Annotated in this window: 21 protein-coding genes; 11 read left to right on the top strand and 10 right to left on the bottom strand. The window is 68.5% G+C overall.

Features of this window, described 5'->3' with window-relative positions; all coding sequences use genetic code 11:
- Position 1 precedes the first annotated feature (1 nt).
- On the bottom strand, positions 2-1,453 hold the full coding sequence (locus AC0662_RS02110; RefSeq protein WP_478297907.1) for an ABC transporter substrate-binding protein: 1,452 nt from the start codon (positions 1,451-1,453) through the stop codon (positions 2-4).
- 91 nt (positions 1,454-1,544) lie between these two features.
- Between AC0662_RS02110 and AC0662_RS02105 the strand changes: the two genes are divergently transcribed.
- Together AC0662_RS02105 and AC0662_RS02100 are read left to right on the top strand one after the other, a co-directional pair.
- Positions 1,545-2,546: a LacI family DNA-binding transcriptional regulator gene (locus AC0662_RS02105; RefSeq protein WP_452195989.1), complete on the top strand. Its 1,002-nt coding sequence runs from the start codon at positions 1,545-1,547 to the stop codon at positions 2,544-2,546.
- On the top strand, positions 2,539-3,942 hold the full coding sequence (locus AC0662_RS02100; protein ID WP_478297905.1) for a sulfatase family protein: 1,404 nt from the start codon (positions 2,539-2,541) through the stop codon (positions 3,940-3,942). The genes AC0662_RS02105 and AC0662_RS02100 overlap by 8 nt, the downstream gene beginning before the upstream one ends.
- Here AC0662_RS02100 and AC0662_RS02095 read toward each other — a convergent pair.
- The 6 genes from AC0662_RS02095 to AC0662_RS02070 all read right to left on the bottom strand — a co-directional run bounded on the left by AC0662_RS02095 (position 3,923) and on the right by AC0662_RS02070 (position 10,217).
- On the bottom strand, positions 3,923-4,747 hold the full coding sequence (locus tag AC0662_RS02095) for a phosphoenolpyruvate hydrolase family protein (RefSeq protein ID WP_478297903.1): 825 nt from the start codon (positions 4,745-4,747) through the stop codon (positions 3,923-3,925). The two genes, AC0662_RS02100 and AC0662_RS02095, sit on opposite strands and share 20 nt — an antisense overlap.
- Positions 4,747-5,964, bottom strand: a complete 1,218-nt coding sequence (locus tag AC0662_RS02090) for a Tm-1-like ATP-binding domain-containing protein (RefSeq protein WP_478297901.1) — start codon at positions 5,962-5,964, stop codon at positions 4,747-4,749. The genes AC0662_RS02095 and AC0662_RS02090 overlap by 1 nt, the downstream gene beginning before the upstream one ends.
- 1 nt (position 5,965) lies before the next feature.
- Positions 5,966-6,328: a cupin domain-containing protein gene (locus AC0662_RS02085; RefSeq protein WP_478297899.1), complete on the bottom strand. Its 363-nt coding sequence runs from the start codon at positions 6,326-6,328 to the stop codon at positions 5,966-5,968.
- A 1-nt stretch (position 6,329) separates the two neighbouring features.
- Positions 6,330-7,409: a Gfo/Idh/MocA family protein gene (locus tag AC0662_RS02080; RefSeq protein ID WP_478297897.1), complete on the bottom strand. Its 1,080-nt coding sequence runs from the start codon at positions 7,407-7,409 to the stop codon at positions 6,330-6,332.
- The gene (locus tag AC0662_RS02075; protein ID WP_478300177.1) at positions 7,406-8,398 is read right to left on the bottom strand and encodes an ABC transporter permease; all 993 of its coding nucleotides are present in this window, start codon (positions 8,396-8,398) and stop codon (positions 7,406-7,408) included. The genes AC0662_RS02080 and AC0662_RS02075 overlap by 4 nt, the downstream gene beginning before the upstream one ends.
- A gap of 628 nt (positions 8,399-9,026) precedes the next feature.
- Entirely contained in the window at positions 9,027-10,217 is a 1,191-nt protein-coding gene (locus tag AC0662_RS02070) for an ROK family protein (protein WP_478297895.1), read from the bottom strand.
- A gap of 169 nt (positions 10,218-10,386) precedes the next feature.
- On the opposite strand from AC0662_RS02070, the gene AC0662_RS02065 reads away from it, so the two are divergent.
- From AC0662_RS02065 to AC0662_RS02030, 8 genes are read left to right on the top strand one after another with little or no spacing between them, the layout of a single operon-like run.
- Entirely contained in the window at positions 10,387-11,781 is a 1,395-nt protein-coding gene (locus AC0662_RS02065) for an ABC transporter substrate-binding protein (protein ID WP_478297893.1), read from the top strand.
- Complete coding sequence (locus AC0662_RS02060; RefSeq protein WP_452195980.1) at positions 11,781-12,677, top strand: carbohydrate ABC transporter permease; 897 nt, start codon at positions 11,781-11,783, stop codon at positions 12,675-12,677. Before AC0662_RS02065 ends, AC0662_RS02060 begins: the two co-directional genes overlap by 1 nt.
- Entirely contained in the window at positions 12,674-12,943 is a 270-nt protein-coding gene (locus AC0662_RS02055; protein WP_478297890.1) for a hypothetical protein, read from the top strand. The genes AC0662_RS02060 and AC0662_RS02055 overlap by 4 nt, the downstream gene beginning before the upstream one ends.
- A 15-nt stretch (positions 12,944-12,958) precedes the next feature.
- Positions 12,959-13,567 (top strand): carbohydrate ABC transporter permease, encoded by a 609-nt coding sequence (locus AC0662_RS02050; RefSeq protein ID WP_478297888.1) that lies wholly within the window; start codon positions 12,959-12,961, stop codon positions 13,565-13,567.
- Between the two features lie 10 nt (positions 13,568-13,577).
- Positions 13,578-13,892 carry an EthD family reductase gene (locus AC0662_RS02045; protein WP_452195978.1) on the top strand — a complete coding sequence of 105 codons (315 nt, stop codon included), beginning with the start codon at positions 13,578-13,580 and terminating at the stop codon, positions 13,890-13,892.
- A complete protein-coding gene (locus tag AC0662_RS02040) occupies positions 13,889-14,974 on the top strand; it encodes a Gfo/Idh/MocA family protein (RefSeq protein ID WP_478297885.1) in 1,086 nt (361 codons plus the stop codon). Before AC0662_RS02045 ends, AC0662_RS02040 begins: the two co-directional genes overlap by 4 nt.
- Positions 14,974-16,185 (top strand): Tm-1-like ATP-binding domain-containing protein, encoded by a 1,212-nt coding sequence (locus tag AC0662_RS02035; protein WP_478297883.1) that lies wholly within the window; start codon positions 14,974-14,976, stop codon positions 16,183-16,185. Before AC0662_RS02040 ends, AC0662_RS02035 begins: the two co-directional genes overlap by 1 nt.
- The gene (locus AC0662_RS02030; RefSeq protein ID WP_452195975.1) at positions 16,182-17,021 is read left to right on the top strand and encodes a phosphoenolpyruvate hydrolase family protein; all 840 of its coding nucleotides are present in this window, start codon (positions 16,182-16,184) and stop codon (positions 17,019-17,021) included. The genes AC0662_RS02035 and AC0662_RS02030 overlap by 4 nt, the downstream gene beginning before the upstream one ends.
- A 73-nt stretch (positions 17,022-17,094) precedes the next feature.
- Here the strand turns inward: AC0662_RS02030 and AC0662_RS02025 are convergent, their stop codons facing one another.
- Positions 17,095-18,603, bottom strand: a complete 1,509-nt coding sequence (locus AC0662_RS02025; RefSeq protein WP_478297881.1) for an alpha-L-arabinofuranosidase C-terminal domain-containing protein — start codon at positions 18,601-18,603, stop codon at positions 17,095-17,097.
- Positions 18,604-18,708: 105 nt separating this feature from the next.
- Here AC0662_RS02025 and AC0662_RS02020 point away from each other — a divergent pair, with 105 nt between their 5' ends.
- On the top strand, positions 18,709-19,917 hold the full coding sequence (locus AC0662_RS02020) for an ROK family protein (RefSeq protein ID WP_452195973.1): 1,209 nt from the start codon (positions 18,709-18,711) through the stop codon (positions 19,915-19,917).
- Here AC0662_RS02020 and AC0662_RS02015 read toward each other — a convergent pair.
- Together AC0662_RS02015 and AC0662_RS02010 are read right to left on the bottom strand one after the other, a co-directional pair.
- Positions 19,914-21,893 (bottom strand): hypothetical protein, encoded by a 1,980-nt coding sequence (locus AC0662_RS02015; protein ID WP_452195972.1) that lies wholly within the window; start codon positions 21,891-21,893, stop codon positions 19,914-19,916. The genes AC0662_RS02020 and AC0662_RS02015 overlap by 4 nt on opposite strands.
- On the bottom strand, positions 21,890-23,698 hold the full coding sequence (locus tag AC0662_RS02010; protein WP_478297878.1) for a glycoside hydrolase family 2 protein: 1,809 nt from the start codon (positions 23,696-23,698) through the stop codon (positions 21,890-21,892). Before AC0662_RS02010 ends, AC0662_RS02015 begins: the two co-directional genes overlap by 4 nt.

Raw genomic sequence — 23,698 nt, 5'->3', positions numbered from 1 at the left:
CTCACGAGGTCTTGTACTTGTCGCGGCCGTAATCCTGGCCGGGCGTCCAGTTCGAGAACTTCCAGTCGTCGGCGCTGACCTTGACACCCTTCGCGGCGACCGCCTTGATCGCGCGGTCGCGCTCGGCAGTGAGCTTGCGGTCGTACTCGGTGAGCGCCTTCCGGGCGTCCGGCAGCTGACCGCTGAGCACACCCTGGACGATCCCGCCCAGGTCGGGCTCGACCTGCTTCATCTGCGCGACCACCTCGCTGACGCCCGCGTTGCGCACCTCGGGCGCGGGCCGCAGCTTGATCTGCTTCCCGAACAGCTCGGCCGCCTTCTTGTACGTCGGGTGGACGTTCGCCTTGTTCACCAGGGACAGATCCACCGGCATACCGTCCATCTGCTCGGTCTCGGCGAGCATCACCTCTTCGGTGGTGAAGATCTTCAGCAGCTTCGCGACGAGTTCCGGGTCCTTGGAGGTCGCCGCGACGACGTAGTCACCGGCCTTCGGCGGCGCATAGACGACCAGCGGCCGCCCGGCCTCGGCGGTCGGCATCGACGCGACGCCGACCTTGTCCAGGAAGACCTTGAACTGGTCGTTGATCACCCCGATGTTCCACGGGCCGTCGAAGAACAGTCCGGCCACGCCGGTCGACCAGCGGGCCCGCGCCGTCCGCGCGTCCAGCGACGACGAGGCGGGGAAGATCAGCCCGTCCTTCTTCAGCGACGCGAGGAACTCGATCGCGTGCACGTACGGATCGGTCCCGTACGAGTACGCACCGGTGCGTGGGTCCGTGGCGCCCGCGCTGCCGGCCGCCATCGCCAGGTCGCTGACGTGCTCACCGAGCCGCTGGGCGAACTGCAGTGGCGCGATCCAGCCGGAGATCCCGTCGCCGCCGGAGGACTTGATCTTGGCCGCCGCGGACCGGAACCCGTCCCAGGTGGCGAGGTCCCGCTCCGGATCGAGCCCGGCCTTCTCCGCTAGTTCCACGTTGTACCAAGTAAGTGTCCCGTACTGCCGGTAGTTCACCATCGGTAGCGCGTACAGCTTGTCGTCGAAGTGCGTGAAGCCGTTCAGGAACGCGTCGGCGGGCATCGCCGACAGGTCGTCCTTGGTCAGCTCGATCGGCGCGATCCAGCCGTCCTTGCGCAACCGGGCCTGCGGCAGCTTGACGCCGGCCGTGGTGAACACGTCCGGCAACTGCTTGCTGCCGTACGCCAGCTGCAGCGCCTGGCCCTGCTGGTTCGGGTTGTAAACCGTGTACTGCACAACGGCTCCGCCGGACTTCTGGAAGTCCGCGAACAGTTTCTTGTGCAGGTCCTCGCGCGGCTGGAAGTGGTCCCAGACGCGCAGCGTTTTGCCACCGGTGGCCGGCCCGCCACCGCTCGGAGCGGTACTGCAGGCGCTCGCCACGAGCGCGCCGAGCGCGCCCCCGGCCGATGCGCCCAGGAACCTTCGCCTGCTGATCATGACTCCTCCTCGGGGAGCGGTACCGAGATCGTGGTACAGCGTTGTATCAAGAAGTTGGGCGCTGTGTATAGTCCTGGCGAAGGAGGTGCCGATGGCCGCAACACTCAGCGATGTCGCCGCGCGGGCCGGAGTGTCGATCAAGACGGTGTCGAACGTCGTCAACGGCACCGGCCGGGTCGGTGCCGCGACCCGGGAACGCGTCGAGCGCGTCATCGAGGAGCTCGGGTACCGCCCGAACGTCTCGGCGCGGAACCTGCGGCACGGGCGGTCCGGCGTGATCGCCCTCGCCGTACCGGAGATCGGCAACGCGTACTTCGCGGAGCTCGCCGAGCTGATCGTCAAGGCCGCCGAGGGCTACGGCTGGACCGTCCTGGTCGACCAGACCGCGGCCGACCCCGACCGCGAACGCCTCGTCCTGCAAGGGATCCGGTCGCACCTGATCGACGGGCTGCTGTTCGTCCCGAGCCGGCTGACCGCGGACGACTTCGCCGCCCGCACCGACACCACCCCGATGGTCCTGCTCGGTGAGCGGTTGACCCGGGTCGCGGACCGGGTGGCGATCGACAGCTACGCCGCCGGCCGCGCCGCCACCGAGCACCTGATCGACCTCGGCCGGAAACGGATCGCCTCGATCGGCGCCGCTCCGAGCGGCGACGCCGTCTCCCGCGGCCGTTACGAGGGGTACTACGACGCGCTGGTGGCCGCCGGCATCCGGCCGTCCGCCCGGCTCGTGATGCCGTTGCGACGCTGGCGCCAGGAGAAGGGCGTCGAGGCGGTCGAGCGGCTGCTGGCGCTCAGCAAACCACCGGACGCGCTGTTCTGCTCGAACGACCTGCTCGCACACGGCGCGCTGCGGGCGCTGTACGACCACGGCGTCCGGGTGCCAGAGGACGTCGCCGTGGTCGGGATCGACGACATCGCCGAGAACCGCTACACCCGGCCCAGCCTGACGTCGATCGCGCCCGACAAGCGGCACATCGCCGAGACCGCCGTCGGACTGCTCGCCGACCGGTTGAAGGGCAGCTTCTCGTCGGCGCCCCGGGAGTTCATCGCCGGATTCCACCTGGAGGTCCGGGAGAGCACGGGTGGCTGACGCGCCGCGCGACATCGTCCTGGTGATGACGGACCAGCAGCGCGCCGATCTGACCGCCCGCGAGGGGTTCCCACTCGACTGCACCCCCGCGCTCGACCAGCTGGCGACGACCGGCCGCTGGTTCGACCGCGCCTACACGACGACACCGCTCTGCGTGCCGGCCCGGATCAGCCTGCTCACCGGGCGGTTCCCCAGCGCACACGGAGTCCTCGGCAACACCGAGTACGACGACCCGTCGCGCGGCGCCGACCTCATCGACGTACTCGGCAAGGCCGGCTTCCGCACGGCGCTCGTCGGCAAGAACCACTCGCACCTGACCCCCGATCGGCTCGACCACTGGGTCGAGTACGGCCACTTCGGGCGCGTACCCGCGACAGCCGCGACCGGCACCGATCGCGAGTTCGACGACTGGCTCCGCGCGAACCCGGGGACGACGACCACGCCAACGCCGTACTCGCTCGAGCACCAACTGCCGGTCCGGATCGTCGACGAGGCGATCAGCTGGCTGGACTCCGCCGGGCCGGACGACCGCTCGTTCCTCTGGCTGTCGATCCCGGAACCGCATGTCCCGTATCAGGTGCCCGAGCCGTACTTCCCCGCCGCAGACTCGATCCCGCCCGCGGCGACCACGGTCGACGCGCTCGCAGACCGTGACTTCAGCTGGCGGTACGCCGGTCAGCTCGCAACGCTCAGCGGCGAAGTCGGCATCGTGGACCGCGCCCGGGCGAATTACGTCGGCATGCTCCGTCTCGTCGACGACCAAGTGGCTCGACTGGTCGCGCATCTCGAGCAGACGGGCCGGCTCGAGACGACGCTGATCGTGCACGTGGCCGACCACGGCGACTTCGCCGGCGAGTACGGCCTGATGCGCAAGGGACCCGGGCTTCCCGAAGTCCTCGCCCGGATCCCGATGCTCTTCCACGGTCCCGGCGTCCGCGCCGATCCCCTGCCGAGCCCCGCGCACGTCTCGATCGCCGACGTACTGCCGACGCTCTGCGAGCTCGTCGCGCAGCCTGTCCCGGAGGGCGTCCAGGGCCGCAGCCTGATGCCGCTGCTCGCCGACCCGAACGCGAGCGGCTTCCCGAGCGTGTACGCCGAGCAGGGGTACGGCGATCCACTCGACGAACGTCAGCTCGGCGACCGCACGCCGGGCATCCGCGAGATGCCGTCCGGAGGCCTCGCCGTCGACACGGTCAACGAGGTCACCCAGGCCGGCAAGCGCCGGATGATCCGCGCCGGCCGGTGGAAACTGCTGGCCCACGACGACGGCACGTCACAGCTCTTCGATCTCGACGTGGACCCGTTCGAGCTCCAGGACGTGGCCAGCGATCATGCCGACGTACTCCGGGATCTCCACGGCGAGCTGGAGCGCTGGATCACTCGCGTCGAAGGTTGACGAACGTGCTGGTCGTCGCGGTGATCGCCTGCTCGGTCGGCAACCGCTCCATCGACGACGCGCCGTAGAACCCGTCGATCTCCGGACACAACGCGAGGATGCGCTGCACGTCCGGCGGCTCCGCGATCGGACCGCCGTGGCACAGCACGAAGACGTCCGGCCGGACCGCACGGGCGGCCGCGGTCCACTCGTTGATCAGTACGGCGCAGTCATCCAGCGACCGTGCCGTACCGGCGCCGATCGAACCGCCGGTGGTCAGGCCGAGATGGCAGACGATGATGTCCGCCCCCGCCTCGGTCATCGCGGTGGCGTCCGCGGCGGAGAAGACGTACGGCGTGGTCAGCAGGTCGAGCTCGTGCGCGACGGCGATCATCGCGACCTCCTCGGCGTACCCCATGCCGGTCTCCTCCAGGTTAGCCCGGAAGTTCCCGTCGATGAGACCGACGGTCGGGAAGTTCTGCACGCCGGAGAAGCCGAGTTCGATCAGTCGGCGCAGGTACTGCGTGGGCTGGTAGAACGGGTCGGTGCCGTTCACCCCGGCGAGTACCGGCGTGTCCTTGACGACCGGCAGTACTTCGCGGCCCATGTCGACGACGATGTCGTTCGCGTTGCCGTAGGCAAGCAGTCCGGCGAGCGACCCGCGGCCGGCCATCCGGTACCGGCCGGAGTTGTAGATCACGATCAGGTCGATCCCGCCGGCCTCCTCACACTTCGCCGACAGGCCGGTGCCGGCGCCGCCGCCGACGATGAGCTCGCCGGCCGCGCGCTTGGCCCGCAGCCGCTCCAGAATAACGTCCCGCTCCATCAACTCTCCTTCGTCAGAAAGACGTTCAGTTGGTCCGCGGCGGCGTCCGCGAAGGCGTCGTCGTTGATCGCCGCGTCCACCTCCACCAGCTCGACCACCGGCGGATCGACAGTTTCCCGGATCGCGTCGAACAGCGCCGCGTCCGCCGCCGGATCGTGGAACACCCCGCCCTCGACCGCGATCGCCGACACACCACGCAGCGGCAAGAACAACGCCACCGGCCCGGTCGCGGCATTGAGCCGGGAAGCGAGCCGCCGCCCGAGCTCGGCGCACTCCTCGGGAGTGGTCCGCATCAGCGTGACGCTCGGGTTGTGCACGAACAGCTTCCGCTCCCGGAACCGTTCCGGAACCGTCTCCATCGGGCCGAAGTTCACCATGTCGAGCGCACCGACCGACACCACCTGCGGGATCCCGGCCTTCCCCGCGGCGGTCAACCGATCCGCGCCGGCCGAGAACACGCCGCCCACCAACTCGTCCGCGAGCTCGGTGGTGGTCAGATCGAGGACACCGGCCAGCTGACCGGACGCGGCCAGCGACTCCAACGTCCGCCCGCCGACCCCGGTCATATGGAACACCAGCACCTCGTACCCGAGCCCGCCCAACCGCTCGCGCGCCCTGTCGACCGCGGGCGTTGTCACCCCGAACATGCTTGCTGCCAGCAACGGCTTGTCGTCGACCGTGTGGACCGGCTCCGCCAGCACCATCCCGGCGACCGCGGCGGCCGCGTTCGCGAGGATCCGCGCCGACAACCGGTTCACGCCCGCGACATCCACCACGCTCGGCATCAGTACGAGATCGGTCTCCCGGACGTACGCCGACGTGTCGCCGGACGCCGCGGTCGAGACGATCAGCTTCGGTACGCCGAGCGGCAGTTCGCGGAACGCGGCGGCCGCGATCGACGTACCGCCCGTGCCGCCCAGCGCGAGCGCACCGTCGCACCGGCCCTCGTCGCGTAACCGCCGTACGACGGCTGCCGCGCCGACCGCCATGGCGGTCACGGCCGCGCCTCGATCGGACGCCTCCCGGAGGTGGTCGAGATCAGCAGCCGCGGCCGCTGCCACCGCCGAGCGATCTACGTCGGCGTCGATGCTCGGCAGGCCCAGAACTCCGGCGTCGACGACAACGACGTCGAGGCCCGCGGTCAGCAGGCGGTCACGGACGAACGCGTACTCGGAACCCTTGGTGTCCAGGGTTCCGAGCAGCACCACGGTCGGCATGTCACTCACCCACCGTCTGCCGGTCCGGGGCCGAGAACGAGATGACGAAGATCGCCTCGTCGGTGCCGATGTTCCGGGCGTTGTGCAGCGCGCCGGACGGGATGCTGATCGTGTCCCCCGGCCCCATCGTGACCCGGTCGTCGTCGACGCTGTGCTCGATCGTGCCCTGCAGCAGGTGCAGTACCTCGTCGCAGTTCGGGTGGTAGTGCCGCGGGTTCTGTTCGCCCGGCCGGATGTAGCAGCGGCCGACGGTCATCGTGTCGGAGTTGCCGAGGGCGCCGGAGACCATCCACTCCAGCCGCCCCCACGTCTGGTCCTCCAGCGTCACCGCGTCGGCGGGGGTCACCCGGCTCTTCTCACCCATGTCAGCTCCCTAGCGTGGCCGATTCACCGGCGGGCAGCCGGCGGTACAGCTCGTACAGTTCGACGATTCTCCGGACGTCTTCGAGCGTGCCCTTCTCGACCGGTTTGCCGGTCAGGACGTGCTCGCAGAAATGCACGACCTCGGGCACGTACCCGAGGTAGAACAGGTTCTTGTTGTAGAGCTGCCCGAGCGAGAACTCGGGCTCCCAGCGCAGCGGCGCCACCGCGTCGTCGGTGACGAACGACGCCGACCGCCCGTACCCGAGGTCGGCACCGGGACGGTAGTAGGTGATCCGGACGCCGTTGTCCACGACGACGTTCGCGCCGTCGCCGATCACCTCGACCCGCTCGAGCGGCGCCCCATTCGCGGATCCCGCGGCCAGGTGCAGCGTCCCGACAGCGCCGGACTCGAAGAGCAGACTCGACACGCTCGCCCCGGTCCGCGGCTCCCACTCGTAGCTCAGCCGGCGGACCGGCCCCATCAGGTGGGTGAGGATCGCGGCCGGGTGGAAGATGTGGTCGAGGAACCCGATCATCTTCACGTCGTCCGACCGCAGATCGGGCGCCGGCAGCGACTGCGGGTAGCGCACCGAGATCGACGACGCGGTGCCGAACTCCGGCGTACCCAGGATCGCCTTCACCTTCTCCATGGCCGGCGTGAAGATCTTCTTCAGGCCAGTCATCACCGTGCGGCCGGTCTCGTCCGCGGTTGCCTGCAACCGGTCTAGCTGTGCGATCCCGGCTACGGTCGGCTTCTCCATCCACACGTGTGCGCCGGCCCGCAGGCAGTCCTCGGCGAGCGCGGTCGCCTGCACATCTCCCTCGTCGGTGTACGACGTCACGATGAACACCGCATCCGGCTGCTCGGCTGCGAGCATCGCCAGATGGTCGTCGTACGCCGCCGGCGCGCCGAACTGTCGCGCATAAGTCTGCGCCCTGTCCAGCTGGACGTCGCAGACCGCCACCAGATCGACCGGCGCGTACTGGAAGGTGGGATACACGTTGCGGTACGAGTGCCCGCCCGCGCCGATGAAGGCGCAGCGCAAGCGCTCGGCGTACTCGAACTGATAAGTCACGGTCATCGCAGGGCTCCTGCCACGAGGCCACGGGTGAACGACCGCTGCAACACGACGTACACCAGGATGGACGGAATCATCGCCAGCACGATGCCGGCGAACAACGCACCTGAGTCGGAGCTGTACTGCCCCTGGAACTGCACCAGACCGAGCGGAATCGTCCGCTTCTCCTGGCTGAACAGCAGCAACAGCGCGAGCTGGTACTCGTTCCACGCACCGAGGAAACTGAACACCCCGACCGCGAGTACGGCGGGTATCGCCAACGGCAGCATCACGCTCCGGAAGATCCGCCAGTCCCCCGCGCCGTCGACGCGAGCGGACTCGATCAGCTCGTTCGGCAGGTCGCGGAAGAAGTTGCGGGCGATGAACACACCTAGCGGTACCCCACCGGCGACCAGGATCAACCCGAGTCCGACGCGGCTGTCGACGAGCGACATCTCGCGCAACTGGTAGAACGTCGGCACCATGATCGCCTCACCGGGCAGCGTCATGACGAGCAGGTACGCGTAGAAGATGCCGTTGCTCCGGCCGCTCGTCAGCTTCCCGAACGCGTACCCGGCCGGGCAGGTCACCAGCACGGTCAACGCCGTGACGGCGATCGCGATCACCGCACTGTTCACGAAGTACGTGCTGAAGGCGCCGCTCGTCCAGACCGTGCGGAAGTTCTCCCACCGCCAGTGCAGCGGCAGGCCGAGCGGGTCGCCGAGCCCGAACGCCTGCCGGTACGCGTACACCGCGACCAGCTCGGTGGACCGGTCCGGCCCGCCCTCAGTCATCGACCAGACCGTGCCGAAACCCTTGAGCGCGTTGATGAACGCCAGTACGACGACCAAGCTGATCGCGTTGTGCAGCGACGGCACCGTGATGTTCCGGAACCGCTGCCACACCCCGGCGCCGTCGATCGCGGCCGCTTCGTGCAGCGCCGGATCGACCGCCTGGATCGCGGCCAGGAAGATCACCAGATAGAACCCGTACGCCTGCCAGGCACTTGCGATCCCGACCGAGGGCAGCGCGAACGTCGTACTCCCGAGCCACGGCTCGGCCAGCGAGCTCAGGCCGATCGTCTTCAGGAACCCGTTCAGCAGACCGATCGTCGGGTTGGTACAGCTGGCTCCAGATCACGCCGACGACCGCGAGCGACATGATGTGCGGCACGAACACCAGGCTGCGGAAAAGCGTCTGCGCACGCCGCCAGCGGATCTCGCTGATCAGGGCCGCGAGCAACAGTCCGCCGCCGACCGCGAGCCCGAGGTGCATCGCCCACCAGATCACCGTTCGGCCGAGCGCCCGCAGGAAGAACGGGTCCGACCAGACGTGCAGGTAGTTGTTCAGCCAGGCCCGATGCATGACCGGCGCCACGCCGTCCCAGGTGTAGAAGCTGAGCTCGATCCCGCGCAGCAACGGCAGGAACAGGAACACCGCGAGCAGGATCAGCGAGGGCAACAGCATCACACTGCTCCCCGGCGCGGTCTTCGCCGCCGACGGCAGCACCGACCACCACACCCGCCTCCCCTACGCGTTGCCCACGGCGACACTGACCCAGGGCGTGACCCGACTCGCCCAGGCCTGGAACGACTACGTCAACCGCACGACCGTGGACGTCACCCTCACCTCGGCGGTGACCTAAGCCGACTGCAGCGTCAGCAGGTAGGCGTCGACCGCAGCCGGACTCAGCGCGTGCTCGACGACCATCATCGCCGCGCCGTACAGACCGGCGTCGGCACCCATCGTGGCCGGCTCGATCCGTACGTCGCCCGCGGGACCGGACTGTGCCGAGCGCGCGATGCTCTCCCGAATCCCCGCGATCAGCTGATCCTCGGCGAGATAACCCCAGAGGCTGATCACACCGGGATTCAACAGGTTCACGACACCAGCGAGCACCTCTCCGATGTCACGTCCGGCCATCCGCATCGCGTGACCGGCGGCGACGTCGCCTGACCTCGCCAACGCCGCCACGGCCCGCGCGTTCGGGGTGTCCACGCCGCTCGTCCGCAGCCGCTTGGCCAGCGCGCCACCACTCGCGACCGCGTTCAGGCAGCCCACATTGCCGCAGCTACAGGGCTCCTCGGACGCCCCGACGCGGGTATGACCGATCTCGCCGGCCAGCCTCGAGACGCCCTGGACAACTTTGCCGTTGACAACGACCCCGCAGCCGATCACCGTGCCGGCCTTGACGCTGATCAGCACCTCCGGCTCGTCCGTCCGCGCACAGTGCTCGCCGAACGCCAGCAGGTTCACGTCGTGGTCGACGAACACCGGAACCGAGAGCCACTCCGCCAGCACTTCCTGGACCGCCGCCCCCGACCAGTCGGCACCAGGCGCATGCGTGGACAGCTCGATCCGGGCCGGCATCCCGACGCCGATCCCGTGCACCTGCGCCACGTCCATCCCCAGCCGCTCGAGCATCTGCCCGAACTCACCGATCACCAGCCCCAGCACCGGTACGGCGCCACTGGTCACGTCGATGTCCGTCATCTGACTCGCGAGGATCTCCCCGGACAGGTCGGTGACCGCCGTACGGACACCGGAGAGGCCGAGCTGGGCCGCGAGCGTGACGCCGGACCTCGGGTTGAAACTCAGGGTGGACGCCGGGCGACCGCGGGAGCCGACCGCGGTCGGGCCGTCGAGCGACAGCATGCCGGACGCCAGCAGCACCTCCAGACGATCGTTCACCGTCGACCGGGCGATGCCGAGGTGGTCGGCCAGCTGACCGGTGGTGTTCGCGTCACCGCGCCGGACCAGTTCGAGGATCTCGCCGGCGCGGACGATGCGCGAGGGCGACATCCGGCGCCGGACGGGCTCTGTGCTGCTCATCGAATCTCCTCTGCGACCGCGGTGTGTCAGCGTACGCCAGGTCCAATTATGCCAGATTCGACATCTTTGTGTTGACCATCAACATAAACACCTCTACGCTCGCCGAAACGAAGCCGGACCGCCGCCCGGGGGATGACGGCCGGACCGCGACCGAGCGAGGAGCAACCCCATGACCGAGGTTTTCGGGCACCCCCGTCCGAGCAGGCGCCAGCTCTTGCGTGCCGGTGGCGCGACCGCGCTCGCCGCCGGGCTGGGGCCGGCCGCACTGACCGCCTGTGGTGGGTCCGGTGACGCCGCCGGGAACAGCAGCCAACTGAGCTTCATGTACTGGGGATCGGCCTTCGAGAAGAAGGCGATCGACGACATGCTGAAGCAGTACGCGAAGGACAACAAGGGCGCCAAGGTCGACCCGATGTACGTCCCGGTGTCCAACTATCCGACCAAGGTGTCCAGCCTGGTCGCCGCCAACACCCCGCCGGACCTGGGCTACCTGGGCACCGCGCAGATGTACGACCTGGCCCAGAAAGACCTGATCCTCAACCTGTTCCCGTACCTGGACAAGTACCCGGCGCTGAAGGACCGGCTGCCGAGCAGCTACTTCTGGTACGGCAAGGACAAGCTCGCCGCGAACCAGCTCGCGATGGGCGTGCAGATCCTCTACTACAACACCGATGCCTTCAAGGCGGCCGGTGTGGACCCGGCGCCGTTCACGGCCGAGACCGCGTGGAGCTGGGACGACTTCGTCCAGGCGGCCGACAAGCTGACCGTCGACCAGAACGGGAAGCACCCGTCCGAGGACGGGTTCGACGCCGGGAAGGTCAAGCAGTTCGGCACCATCGCGCCGACCGGCGGCGCACCGCTCTACAGCCTCCTGCGCTCGAACGGCGCGGACATGGTGAACGCCGACGGGACCAAGTTCGCACTCGACTCGGCGGCGGCGCTCGACGTACTCAAGAAGATCCAGGACCTGATCTACGTACACCGGGTGGCGCCGTCGCCGGCCCAGCTGGGCAAGAACGCGCCGACCACGTCGGTGCAGCTGCAGACCAAGCGGGTCGGGATGATCATCGACGGCAACTGGACGATGCTCGATCTGATGGAGAGCAAGGTGCCGTTCGGGGTCGCGGTACTGCCGAAGTTCCAGGAGTCGCTGACGATGACCGGCGGCGCGGCCGGGGCGATCTTCGCGAAGACCAAGCACCCGGAGGAGGCGATCGAGCTCTACCTCTACTACAACGACCCCGAGCACGTGGACCTGTTCAAGGACGGGCTGTGGGCTCCGCTGCAGAAGAAGTACTACACGGACCAGGCCGAGATCGACAAGTGGGTGCTGAAGGACAAATACCCCCCGAACTTCAAGACCGCGGTCGTCGACACGACACTGAAGCACGGCGTCACCGACTGGGGACAGCAGATCAAGAACGCCGAGCGGATCCACCAGGTGCTCGACCCGGCGATCGAGCAGATCAGCCTGAACAAGGGCGCCCCGGTCGACATCGTCAAGGCGCTGAAGCCGAAGATGCAGGCGCTGCTGCAGGGCAAGTGGCCCACCCAGGAGCTGTGATGGCCTCCTCCCCCATGAAACAGGAGGCCCGCTGGGGCGTCCTGCTCGCGCTCCCGGCGATCATCGGCTTCGTCGCGTTCACCTTCCTGCCGATGATCGCGTCGGCGGTGATCAGCCTGACCGACTGGACCATCGGCGCGGCCCCGAAGTTCGTTGGTTTCGCCAACTACAAGCGGATGTTCACCGCGGACGACAGTTTCTACAAGTCGTTGTGGGCGACGCTCTACTACACGCTGGGCGCCGTACCGCTGCTGCTGATCGTCGCGTTCGCCGCCGCGCTGCTGCTGAACCAGCCGGTCAGGGGGCAGGCGGTCTTCCGGGTGATCTACTACCTGCCCGCGATCGTCCCGATCGTCGCGAACTCGATGCTGTGGATCTGGTTGTTCAACCCCGACTTCGGCCTGCTGAACACGCTGACCGAGAAGGCCGGGCTGCCCCGGTCGCAATGGATCTTCGACGAGAGTACGGCGATCCCGTCCCTGATCCTGATGTCCGTGTGGGGCTTCGGCAACGTCGCTGTCATCTTCCTGGCGGGACTGCAGGGCGTGCCACGTCAGCTCTACGAAGCGATCGACGTCGACGGTGGCGGAGCGTGGCGGAAGTTCCGGCACATCACGCTGCCGATGATGACGCCGACGATCTTCTACAGCCTGGTGACCAGCGTGATCGGTGCGTTGCAGGTGTTCGTCCAGGCCGCGGTGATGACCGAGGGCGGCCCGAACGACTCGACGCTGTTCTACATCTACTACCTGTACCGGACCGCGTTCACCAACAACGAGATGGGTTACGCCAGCGCGCTCGCCTGGGTGCTGTTCCTCGTGATCATGGCGATCACCGTGGTGCTGTTCCGGAACTCGGGCCGCTGGGTGTACTACGAAGCCGGGAGTGCCCGATGACCGCCGTACTGGAGAAGCCCGAAGTCGTCGCACCGGCACCGCCGGCGCCACGGCCGCTCATGCCGAAAGGCATCGCGAAGAAGATCCTGATGTACGTGCTGCTGATCGCCGGCGCGGTACCGACGCTGCTGCCGCTGATCTGGCTGGTCCGCAGCGCGCTGATGAACTCCGGGCAGATCTTCGTCTCGCCGCCGCAGTGGATCCCGAAGCCCTTCGCCTGGGACAACTTCTCCGGCGCGCTCACCCAGGTCCCGTTCGCGCGGTAGTTCCTGAACACCCTGGTGCTCGAGGCCGGGGTGCTGATCGGGACGATGCTGTCCTGCTCGCTGGCCGCGTTCTCGTTCGCCCGGCTCCGTTGGAAGCACAAGAACCTGGTGTTCGGCATCCTGATGACGGGCGTGATGCTGCCGTACGCCGTGACGCTGATCCCGACGTTCCTGTTCTGGCAGAAGCTCGGGCTGGTGAACACCTACGTACCGCTGATCCTGCCGCACTGGTTCGGCACCGGGGTGTTCAACATCTTCCTGCTCCGGCAGTTCTTCCTGTCGATCCCGTACGAGCTCGACGAGTCGGCGTACATCGACGGCGCGACGCCGTTCCAGGTGTACTGGCGGATCATCCTGCCGCTGTCGAAACCCGCGCTCGCCGTGGTCGGCGTGTTCACCTTCCTCGGGGTCTGGAACGACTACCTGGGCCCACTGATCTACCTGAACGACTCCGACAAGTACACGCTGGCGATGGGGCTGGCGTCCTTCCAGGGCACCTACACGGCACAGTGGGGGTACCTGATGGCCGCGGCCGCCGTGGTGCTGCTGCCGATCGTGCTGTTGTTCGCCTTCGCGCAGAAGTACTTCGTCGAGGGCATCGCCCTGACCGGACTGAAAGGCTGACATGTCCCCGATGTACAAGGTGACGGTTCTCTACGGACCGCCGGACTCCCCCACAGAGTTCGATCGGTACTACGACGAGACGCACATCCCGCTGGCACAGAAGATGACCGGGCTGAAGCGCTGGACGGTGTGCCGCTTCGACCCGGCGCCGGACGGGACGCCGCCGCAGTACCACTACCAGGCGGAGCTGTACACGGACAGTCGCGCCGACCTCGAACTGGTGCTGGACTCGCAGGCAGGACAGGACGCCAACAGGGACCTGGAGAACTTCGCCACCGGCGGAGCGGTGTTCCTGTTCGGCGAGGAACGGGAGGTTCCGGTATGAGCATCGACGTGATCGTGGTCGGCCTCGGGTTCGGCGCCGACTTCGCCCCGATCTACCAGGCGCACCCCGACGTCGGCCGGGTCGCCCTCGTCGACGCGGATCCCGCCCGTACGGCGGCCGTCGCGGATCGACTCGGGATCTCGGAGCAGTTCGCCTCGCTCGACGACGCGCTCGCGGCGCCCGGGTGGGACGCCGTACACCTGCTGACGCCGGTGCGGTTCCACGCGTCGCAGGTGCAGCAGGTGCTGAAGTCGGGGCGGCACTGCGCGTCCGCCGTACCGATGGCGACGACGCTGGAGGATCTGGACGCGTTGATCGCCGCGCAGGACGATGCCCAGCGCAACTACATGATGATGGAGACCGCGGTGTACTCCCGCGAGTTCTTCCACGCCAAGCGGTTGCTGGACACCGGGAAGCTGGGCCGGTTGAGCTACTTCAAGGGCGACCACCTGCAGAACCTGGACGGGTACCCCGAGTACTGGCGCGGGTATCCGCCGATGCACTACGTCACCCACGCCCTCTCCCCCGCGCTGGCGCTGGCGGACACCCGTGTCGAGTCGGTGCGTTGCGTCGGCTCCAGCAAGCTCACGCCGGATCACGTCGGCGTCGCGGGCGACGGCTTCGGGACCGAGGCAGCGCTGTTCAAGCTGGCCGGCGACGACCTGGTCGCGAACGTGACGATGTCCTTCTTCCAGCTCGGCCGCAGCTACCTCGAGGGCTTCTCGGCGTACGGCGACGAGGGTGCGCTCGAGTGGCCGCAGCTCGAAGGCGGTCCGATGAAGGAGTTCGCGATGGAGCCGTTGGCCGAGGGACGGCGCGGCCGGGCCGTGACCGCGACGGACGTGGAGCCGGCCGGTGCACCGGAGCTGCTCCCCGAGGTCCTCCAGCCGTTCACCACAGGTGGACACGGCGGCTCCCACCCGCATCTGGTGCACGAGTTCGTCTCCAGCATCGTCGAGAACCGCAGTCCGCGGGTGGACGCCCGCACCGCGGCGACCTGGACGGCGCCCGGCATCTGCGCGCATCAGTCCGCGCTCCAGAGTGGCGCCGAGATCCAGGTACCGGACTACGGGGCTCGCTGATGCCCACGATCGCGCTCGTCGGGGCGCTCGACACGAAAGGAACGGAGTACGCCTTCCTCGCCGACTGTGTCGACGCGCTCGGCGCCACTCCGCTCCTGATCGATGTCGGCGTCCTCGACGAGCCCACGATCACCGCTGACATCCCGCGCGGACGTATCGCCGAACTGGGCGGCGTTTCGCTCACCGGGTTCCCTGACCGCAACACCGCCATGACCGTGATGGCGCGCGGCGCGGCGGTGGCCCTGGCAGCTCTTGTCGCCGACGACTCGCCCACGCGGATCGACGGTGTGCTCGCGGTCGGCGGGTCCAACGCGGCGTACGTGATGGCGGAGATCTGCGCGCGGCTGCCGTTCGGGTTCCCGAAGGTGCTGGTCTCGACGATCGCGGCCGGCGACACCCGCGCGTACGTCCGCGAGACCGACCTGACCCTGATGTACCCGGTCGTCGACATCAACGGTCTCAACCGCCTCAGCCGACGGGTCCTCGCCAACGCCGCCGACGCCTGCGTCGGCATGGCGCGGAACCGGTACGTCGAGCCGGCGGACGGGGCACCGCTGGTCGGGGTGAGCATGTTCGGCGTCACCACCGCCGGCGGGTCCGCGATCGTCCGCGGTCTCGAGGAGCACGGGTTCGAAGCGCTGACGTTCCACTGCACCGGCGTCGGCGGGCGAACCCTCGAATCGCTCGTCGGCAACGGGACGATCCAGGGCGTCGCGGATCTGACCACCACCGAGCTCGCCGACGAACTGGTCGGCGGTGTGTGCTCGGCCGGTCCCGATCGTTTGACGGCCGCGGCGCGGACCGGCGTACCGCAGGTGGTGAGTGTGGGTGCGCTCGACATGGTGAACTTCCGCGACACTGTGCCGCCGGAGTTCTCCGGACGGCAGTTGTACCCGCACAACCCGGCCGTGACGCTGATGCGCACGACGGCCGCCGAGAGCACCGAGCTCGGCCGCCGGATCGCGGCCCGGCTGAACCCGTCGACCGCACCGGCCGCCGTCCTGTTCCCGCATCGCGGCCTGTCCCAGCTGTCCGTCCCGGGCGGGGCCTTCCACGACCCGGCCGCGGACGCCGCGCTCTACCAGGCTCTGAAGGACGGGCTGCGGCCCGGCATCGACCTGTACGACTTCGACACCGACATCAACGACCCAGTGGTGTCCGCCACCGCCGTGGATCTGCTGGCCACCTGGCTGGAGAAGGAGACATCGTGAACACCAAGTCCCGCACCGAACTGCTGACCCGGTTCCGCCAGAAGGTCGCCGAGGGCCGCCCGATCATCGGTGGCGGCGCGGGCACCGGCCTGTCCGCCAAGTGCGCCGAGGCCGCCGGCCTCGACTTCGTCGTGATCTACAACTCCGGCCGCTACCGGATGGCCGGCCGCTCGTCGATGGCCGGCCTGATGCCGTACGGCGACGCGAACGCGATCGTGATGGAGATGGGCACCGAGGTGCTGCCGGTCACCGACCAGCTCCCGGTGATGGCCGGAGTCTGCGGGACCGATCCCTTCCGGGACATCCCGCGGTTCCTCGACCAGGTCAAGGCTGCCGGGTTCGCGGGGGTGCAGAACTACCCGACCGTGTGCCTGTTCGACGGCATGATCCGGGCGAACCTCGAAGAGACCGGCCTCGGCTTCTACCGCGAGGTCGAGATGGTCGCCGCCGCCCGCGAACGCGATCTGGTCACGCTCGCCTACGTGCACAGCGAGGACGAGGCGACGGCGATGACCGAGGCCGGCGCCGACATCCTGGTCCCGCACATGGGCCTGACCACGAGCGGCATGATCGGCGCCCGGACCGCGATCACCCTCGACGACTCCGTCGACCTGGTCACCCGCCTCCGGAACGCGATCTTCGCCGTCGACCCCGACGCCCTGGTCGTCTGCCACGGCGGCCCGATCGCCACCCCCGACGACGCCCGCCACATCCTCGAGAAGGTCGAAGGCATCGTCGGCTTCCTCGGCGCCTCCAGCATGGAACGCCTCCCCACCGAGGTAGCCATGGTCAACCACATGAGCTCGTACCACGCCATCCGCCCCACCCCCCGCTAGCCCCCGCCCCCTCGCCCCTCGCCCCTCGCCCCTGCCCCGTTTGAGGGCCGGCCCCTCAAACGGGACTGGCGGGCTAGGGGGTGATGAGGGGGGTTGTGGTGGTTAGTTCGAGGATTGTGTAGGAGCTGGGCGGGAGGTCCAGGGCTAGGTTGTCGTCGAGTTTGATCTCGTTGGAGTGTGGGTGGACGAGGTCGGGCTCGGCGAGGGTGTTCTTGGCCAGCGGGTCCTCGGTGTGCAGCTGGTGGATCTTGACCAGGTTGGTGAGCAGCGGCCGGCCCAGGTCGATCGACAGGGTCGCGGCGTTCTCGCGGTCGCGGTTGACGACGGAGAGCCAGACGGTGGTACTGCCGGGATCGGTCGAGGCGCTGACGTCGAGGGCCGGTAGCTCGATCGCGGTGCGCTCCAGGGTCTCGCCGGGGACGGTCCCACAGGTGGCGTCGCCGGCGAGCGAGATGCTGCCGCTGTGGTGGCGTTGCATCTGGAGCGGCCAGTAGACGGTCTCGCGCACGACCTGGTCGTCGGTGACGACGAGTGCGCCGACGACATTGATGGTCTGGGCGAAGTTCGCGAGCGTGACGCTGTCGGACTGGCGCTGCATGACGTTCAGGAACGACGCGACCGCGAGCGCGTCGACCGTACGGTAGCGGGTCTCGCCCGGGCGCCACTTCGGGCTCATCTCGAAGCGGGTGGCGTCGGCGCAGTTCCATTCGGTGAATGCGAGCTCGGGCTTCGCCGTACCGGGCTTCTCGCGGGCGACCAGGTCCACGAGTCCCTGGATCGCGACGATCGCGGCCTCGGTACGGTGCGGACCGCTGAGGACGCGCGCGTAGTCGCCGTCCGCGGTGCTCGGGTCGAACGGCCAGTAGGTGTGCAGGGTCAGGTAGTCGATGTGGTCCCAAGCCTCGCGGAGCAGGGCGAGGTTCCAGTCGATCGACTGGTTCGGCTCGAAGCAGCCGATCGCGAGCACCTTGAGCGTCGGGTCGATCCGCTTGATCGCCTTCGCCCATTCACGGCAGCGGACGGCGTTCTCCTGCGGACCGAGCTGGCCGAGCTCCCACGGTCCCCATTCCTCGTTGCCGATCTGCCAGTACCGGACGTCGAACGGCTCGTCGTACCCGTGGGCGCGGCGCAGGTTCGCATACACCGAGTCGCCGGTGCCGTTGCAGTACTCGACCCAGTTGAGCGCTTCGCGCAGCGACCCGGTCCCGGTGGTCAGGTTGATCTGCGGCTCGGCCCCGATCCGCCGGCAGTAGGTGACGAACTCCGCCGTACCGAAACCGTTGCCGACGTCGTACCCGAAGTGCCAGTCGACGGTCCGCTCGCGATTGGGCCCGATCCCCCGCTCCCACTCGTACGACGTCCCGGTGCACCCGCCCGGCCAGCGGACCACGGGCGCGCCGAGGCCGGTCATCGCGTCGACCACCGGCGCGCGCAGGCCGTCGGCGTCCGCGTCCGGATGCCCCCGGTTGTGCAGGGCCTCGTCGGCCACCCAGCGGCGGCGGGACAGGAACTGGCCGTAGATCTCCGGCCGGATCGTCCCGTTGACCGTTCCGTGCAGGCTGAACGTCGCGGTGGTGCGCACTGAGCATCCTTCCGTCAGACTTATCTTTGGCTTGAAGATAAAGAGCCCACGCCGACGATGTCAACGTGTTGGACCGATCTGACCGACGGTGCTAGAACCGACCCCATGAAGGAGTTCGCGCGTTCTGCCCAGCTCAGCGACATCCGGCAGCAGAACTACTCGACGATCATGCGTGAGCTGATGCGCTCCGGGCCGACCGCCCGGACCGACCTCGCGGCCGCGATCGGGATGTCCACCGGCTCGGTCACCCGGCTGACCGGCGCGCTGGTCCGCTCCGGGCTGGTCCGGGAATCCGCCGAGCCGACGCAGCGCGGGATGGGCCGCCCGAAGGTGCCGGTCACCATCGACCAGTCGACGTACGGCGTGATCGGTGTGCACTTCGGCCTGCACCGCGTCAACATCTGCCTGACGGACCTCCGCGGGCAGTTGCTCGCCGAGGCCCACACGACAGAGCGCGCGACCAGCCTCGACCGGCTCGTCCGCAGTGCGGCTCGATCGGTGCGGAAGGTGATCGACAACCACGACATCACCGTTCTCGGCATCGGCGCGAGCACCGGTGGCTGGGTGAACAGCACGGACGGACAGGTGTACAGCCAGCCTGTGCTCGGCTGGCAGAACGCCCCACTCGCCTTGGCGCTGCGCGACCTGGTGGATCTGCCGGTCATCATCGATTCCCAGGTACGGGCGCTGGCGCTCGCCGAGCACTGGTTCGGCGCGGCGACGGGCGTGGACAATTTCATCCACCTGTTCGTCGGCAACGTCGTCGGCGCCGGGTTCGTGTTCAACGGATCGCCGTACCGCGGAGCGCACTCGGCCGCGGGCGGACTCGATCATCTACCGGTCACCGGCCGGTCCAGCGAGGTCTGCACCTGCGGCAACCGGAACTGCTTCGCGATGGTCGCCGGCGACCTCGAGACCGCCCGCCGGGCTCGCGCGGCCGGTCTGATCAGCGACGACCAGGAGGTGTACGACGTCTTCGCACTCGCGGGAGCCGGTGACGCCCGGGCCCGCCGCCTGCTGCAGGACCGGGCCGGCGTCGTCGGGACGGCGACCGCGACCCTGATCGAGCTGCTCGATCCCGAACTGGTGGTCATCGGTGGTGGGGTGAGTGCCCCGGTCGACCACGTCTCGGTCGTGCGCGAGGTCGCGGAGGCCAAGCTGGCGGCGGGCCGGGGCGCTGCCGCGGCGACGAAGATCCTGCCGAGCGCGTTCGGCCCCCACGCGCTCGGCATAGCCGCCGCAGCGATCATGCTGGACGCCGTCTACCGCTCCCCCGAGGCACTCGTCCCGGCCCTCACCGCGAACGCCGACTAATACCGCAGTTCGATCAGGTTCACCGAGTGTGGTGGCAGTTCGGCGTCGACCTTCGGGCCCTTCCCGACGGTCTTCGTCGTGCGTTGCACCGGCTGCGCCTGATCGTTGTTGTACGCCGTGATGTCGTCGTCGGTCACCGTGGTCTGCAGTGCCGACTTCGCCGCCGGTCCACCGGCCGGATCGACCGTGATCGGCACGGTCTTGTCGAGACTCCGGTTCACGACCAACAGCTGTACGCCGCGGCTCGTCCGGGTCGCGGCGGCCACCACGGCCGTGTAGTTCCCACCAGGCAGTGTCGGATTGCCGCTCGTCGTCACCTTCCGTGGTGCCGCGCCGATCATGGGTGCGGCCAACGTCAGAGACAGCGACCGACCGGTGATGCCGAACCCCGGTGGGGATCCGAGGATGTTGCCCCAGTCCCGTTTCGCGGGGTCGTCGGCCGGCCCGCCGTTGAGGTTCGAGTTGATCGAGAGCCGGACGCCGTTGGTGATCTGCCCGATCAGCATCGTCGCCTCGTACACGTTGTGCATCTGCATCGCGGCGAAGTTGCTCGGCGTACTGACCCCGGTCGGACCGTTCTGGCTGATCGTGCCGTACTCCGTGACCGTCAGCGCGGGTCGCTTGCGCGGATCCGGGAAGTGCGTCGCGATCCGCTTCCGCAACTCGGCGAGCTGCGCGGTCGGTACGTCGCTGGCGTTCATCAGCTGCTGGTAGAGCTCCGTCGAGTCGTACGCGCCGTCCGCGTCACCACCCGCCTGATCGGTGTAGGAATGGATGCCGATGCAGTCGTACGGCCGGTTGCCCATGGCATCGACGAACTCCGGCTTGCCCCAGCCCGAGCACACCGTGATCTTCGGGTCGACCGCCTTCATCGCCTTCACGAAGTCCAGGAACCCGTCCTGCCGGCCGGTCGTGTACTCGATGCTCAGCGTCGCGCCCTTCGCCGGAATCACGCCGTGCGTCCCGTCGCCGAAGCTGACCGTCCCGTCGGTCTGACCGATCGCGTACACCTGATCGCTCGCCCCGGCCGTCGCCAGCGAGTCGACCCGAGTCCACGGCACGCCGTTCACGGTCAGCACCGGCTCCGCGATCGGCCCGGACTCGGCCGTCGCGTCAGCCGGCAGCGCGATCGGGTTGTACCGCGTGCGGTACGTCTGACCCGCGGCGCCCGTACCCGTCTTCCGGTTCACCAGATCGCACCCGCTGAACAGTCCGTCGTCGTTCTGGTACGTCGCCGACGCCGCGGTCTGCCGACTCCACCCGCCTTCGATGAACTGCTTCACCCGCGTCGGCTGGTCCTCGTCCCGCCAGTACCGCTGCCCGTCGAGGAAGGGCTCGTTCCCGTACTCCCAGGTCGTGATCCCGTACGGCGCGGGGTGCCCGTTGGCCGCCCGTACCTCGGCCCAGTCGGTGCCGCCGTTCGGGTTGGTCGCCGTACCGTCGCTGGGCGAGTTCATGTACTCGACGTAGTCCGCGGCGTCGCTCGCGGTCTGGTTGATCGACGGAACCATCACCATCGTCTTCGCGCCGAGCTGCGAGACGAGGGACTCCTCTTCGTCCGGCCCGAACCCGTTCCGCGCACCAGGCAGATTGCCGAACCGCACGGCGGCGAAACCGCCTGAGGTCTGGCACCCGCGCTGCGCGACCGGTCCGATCGCCTTCTTGAAGTCGAAGAAGTTCGCGACCGTACCGCCCGGGTAGCGGATCAGGTCGAGCTTCGCGGCCGCGGCGGCGTCGGCGAAACCGGCCGCTGGGCCCTGTGGCGCGGGATCCCAGGCGCCGAGCTCGTTGTCGATCCAGCGGGCGTTCGCGCCGAAGATCTCCGGCGTGATCGGCGGCGCCGGCACCCCGTCCGCCATCACCAGGGGCGCGTTGTCCACCCGGATCTCGACCCGAGGACCGGCGGCCGACGCCGGAATCCGGCTCAGCCCGACCGCGACCAGCACGAGCGCGATCGCACCTGCTGCCTTCCTCATCCGTGCACCTCCGCGAGCCCTCGTTCGTACGCCGCCTGCTGCACCTGCACCGCGCGGATCCGCTCGACGTCGAACTTGTCGGACCGGTCGAAGCCGTAGATCCCGTTCTGTTCCTGGAACACGTCGGTCAGCTGCGTGTAGCAGTAACCGAACATGTTCGGGTCCTCGAGCAGCACCCGCGTAAGCCCTTCGAACCGTTCGTAGAACTCCGTGAGCGACCCGACCCGTTGCCCGTAGCCCCACGACTCGCGCCGATCGGTGCCACTCGCCGACGCAGCTTCGACGTTCCACCAGATCCCGCCGAACTCGCTCACCATGTACGGCTGACCGCGGTACGGAAGCGACTGCCGCGCGCCTTCACGGCTCACGTTGCCGAACGGATCGCCCTGCGCAAGACCGGACTGCTGTACGGCGAACGCGCCCGGGTCCTGCTCGTAGGAGTGGCTGTCCCAGACGTCGGTCTCGGGCACCCGGTGGCTGTAACCGGACGCGTCGATCACCGGACGGGTGGGGTCCGCCGCCTTCGCCGCGCGGAACATCGCGCGAGTAACGTCGTCGAGCTGCGTCTCGCGATCGTGCAGGTCCTGGTGCGTCTCGTTGAGCGGGCACCAACCGATGATCGATGGGTGGTTGACGTCCCGCGCGACGACCTCCTGCCACTCGGCGACGTACGCCGTGGTGGGTTGCTGGTTGTTGCCCTTCGGGCCTTGTCCCTGGGCTCCCCAGTCGGGGAACTCGCCCCAGACCAGGTAGCCCAGGCGGTCGGCGTGGTACAGGTACCGCTCCTCGAAGACCTTCTGGTGCAGGCGGGCGCCGTTGAATCCGGCCGCGAGACCGAGTTCGATGTCACGCACCAGCGCCTCGTCGGTCGGCGCGGTCATCAGGCCGTCCGGCCAGTAGCCCTGGTCGAGGACGAGCCGCTGGAAGACCGGTTCGCCGTTCAGCAGGAACTTGTTCCCCTCGATCGCGACCGATCGCAGGCCGGCGTAACTCTCGACCTCGTCGAGCACCTCACCGTCGTCCAGGACGAACCGCAGTCCGTAGAGGTGCGGATCCGCCGGACTCCACAGGCGCCGGCGGTCAGCGGGTACCGGGAGCACACAGGTCGCGGTGAAGTCGGTGCCGACAGCAACTTCCTCGGACGAGATCACGCCGTCCGCATCGGTGAGTTCGACGGTCAGCCGCTGGCCGCGCCGTGGGGCGTCGATCGGCGCGGTGACGATGAAGCGTGAGTTCGCGACGTCGGGTGTGATGCGCGGGCGCTGCACGTACGAGCGGCCGACGGGCTCGAGCCAGACGGTCTGCCAGATGCCGGTCGTGCGGGTGTAGTAGCAGCCGGTGTTCTCGTACCAGGTCGCCTGCTTGCCGCGTGCCTGGACGCCGGTCCGCGAATCACGCGCCCGGACCACGATCGTCGCGCTGGAGCCGTCGAGCACCTCGGTGATGTCGAACGCGAACGGTGTCGACCCACCGCGGTGCCGCCCGACCTCAACGTCGTTCACCCACACGGTCGTGTCGTGGTCTACCGCCTGGAAGTGCAGCAGGATCCGCTGGCCACCCCAGGTCGGGTCGATGCTGACCTCACGCCGATACCAGACGGCGTCCATGAAGTCGGTGTTCCCGATCCCGGACAACTCCGACTCCGGCGCGAACGGCACCAGGATCTCCCGGCTGTACGGCGTACTCCGCAGCCCGCGTTGCAGCCCGGTGTCGCTGTGGTCGATCTCGAAATCCCAGGTCCCGTTCAGCGACTGCCAGCGCTTCCGCCGCCACTGCGGTCTCGGGTACTCCGGACGTGTCTCCAT

This window comes from Kribbella sp. NPDC043289, from assembly GCF_056436705.1.
Note: the sequence above shows the minus strand (reverse complement) of the source record. Positions and strands in the feature narration are given on the sequence as shown.

Coding starts and splice junctions, on each gene's coding strand:
- AC0662_RS02110 (WP_478297907.1), bottom strand. CDS start 1,453: ATGATCAGCAGGCGAAGGTTCCTGGGCGCATCGGCCGGGGGCGCGCTC.
- AC0662_RS02105 (WP_452195989.1), top strand. CDS start 1,545: ATGGCCGCAACACTCAGCGATGTCGCCGCGCGGGCCGGAGTGTCGATC.
- AC0662_RS02095 (WP_478297903.1), bottom strand. CDS start 4,747: ATGGAGCGGGACGTTATTCTGGAGCGGCTGCGGGCCAAGCGCGCGGCC.
- AC0662_RS02090 (WP_478297901.1), bottom strand. CDS start 5,964: ATGCCGACCGTGGTGCTGCTCGGAACCCTGGACACCAAGGGTTCCGAG.
- AC0662_RS02085 (WP_478297899.1), bottom strand. CDS start 6,328: ATGGGTGAGAAGAGCCGGGTGACCCCCGCCGACGCGGTGACGCTGGAG.
- AC0662_RS02080 (WP_478297897.1), bottom strand. CDS start 7,409: ATGACCGTGACTTATCAGTTCGAGTACGCCGAGCGCTTGCGCTGCGCC.
- AC0662_RS02070 (WP_478297895.1), bottom strand. CDS start 10,217: ATGAGCAGCACAGAGCCCGTCCGGCGCCGGATGTCGCCCTCGCGCATC.
- AC0662_RS02065 (WP_478297893.1), top strand. CDS start 10,387: ATGACCGAGGTTTTCGGGCACCCCCGTCCGAGCAGGCGCCAGCTCTTG.
- AC0662_RS02060 (WP_452195980.1), top strand. CDS start 11,781: ATGGCCTCCTCCCCCATGAAACAGGAGGCCCGCTGGGGCGTCCTGCTC.
- AC0662_RS02055 (WP_478297890.1), top strand. CDS start 12,674: ATGACCGCCGTACTGGAGAAGCCCGAAGTCGTCGCACCGGCACCGCCG.
- AC0662_RS02045 (WP_452195978.1), top strand. CDS start 13,578: ATGTACAAGGTGACGGTTCTCTACGGACCGCCGGACTCCCCCACAGAG.
- AC0662_RS02040 (WP_478297885.1), top strand. CDS start 13,889: ATGAGCATCGACGTGATCGTGGTCGGCCTCGGGTTCGGCGCCGACTTC.
- AC0662_RS02035 (WP_478297883.1), top strand. CDS start 14,974: ATGCCCACGATCGCGCTCGTCGGGGCGCTCGACACGAAAGGAACGGAG.
- AC0662_RS02020 (WP_452195973.1), top strand. CDS start 18,709: ATGAAGGAGTTCGCGCGTTCTGCCCAGCTCAGCGACATCCGGCAGCAG.
- AC0662_RS02015 (WP_452195972.1), bottom strand. CDS start 21,893: ATGAGGAAGGCAGCAGGTGCGATCGCGCTCGTGCTGGTCGCGGTCGGG.
- AC0662_RS02010 (WP_478297878.1), bottom strand. CDS start 23,698: ATGGAGACACGTCCGGAGTACCCGAGACCGCAGTGGCGGCGGAAGCGC.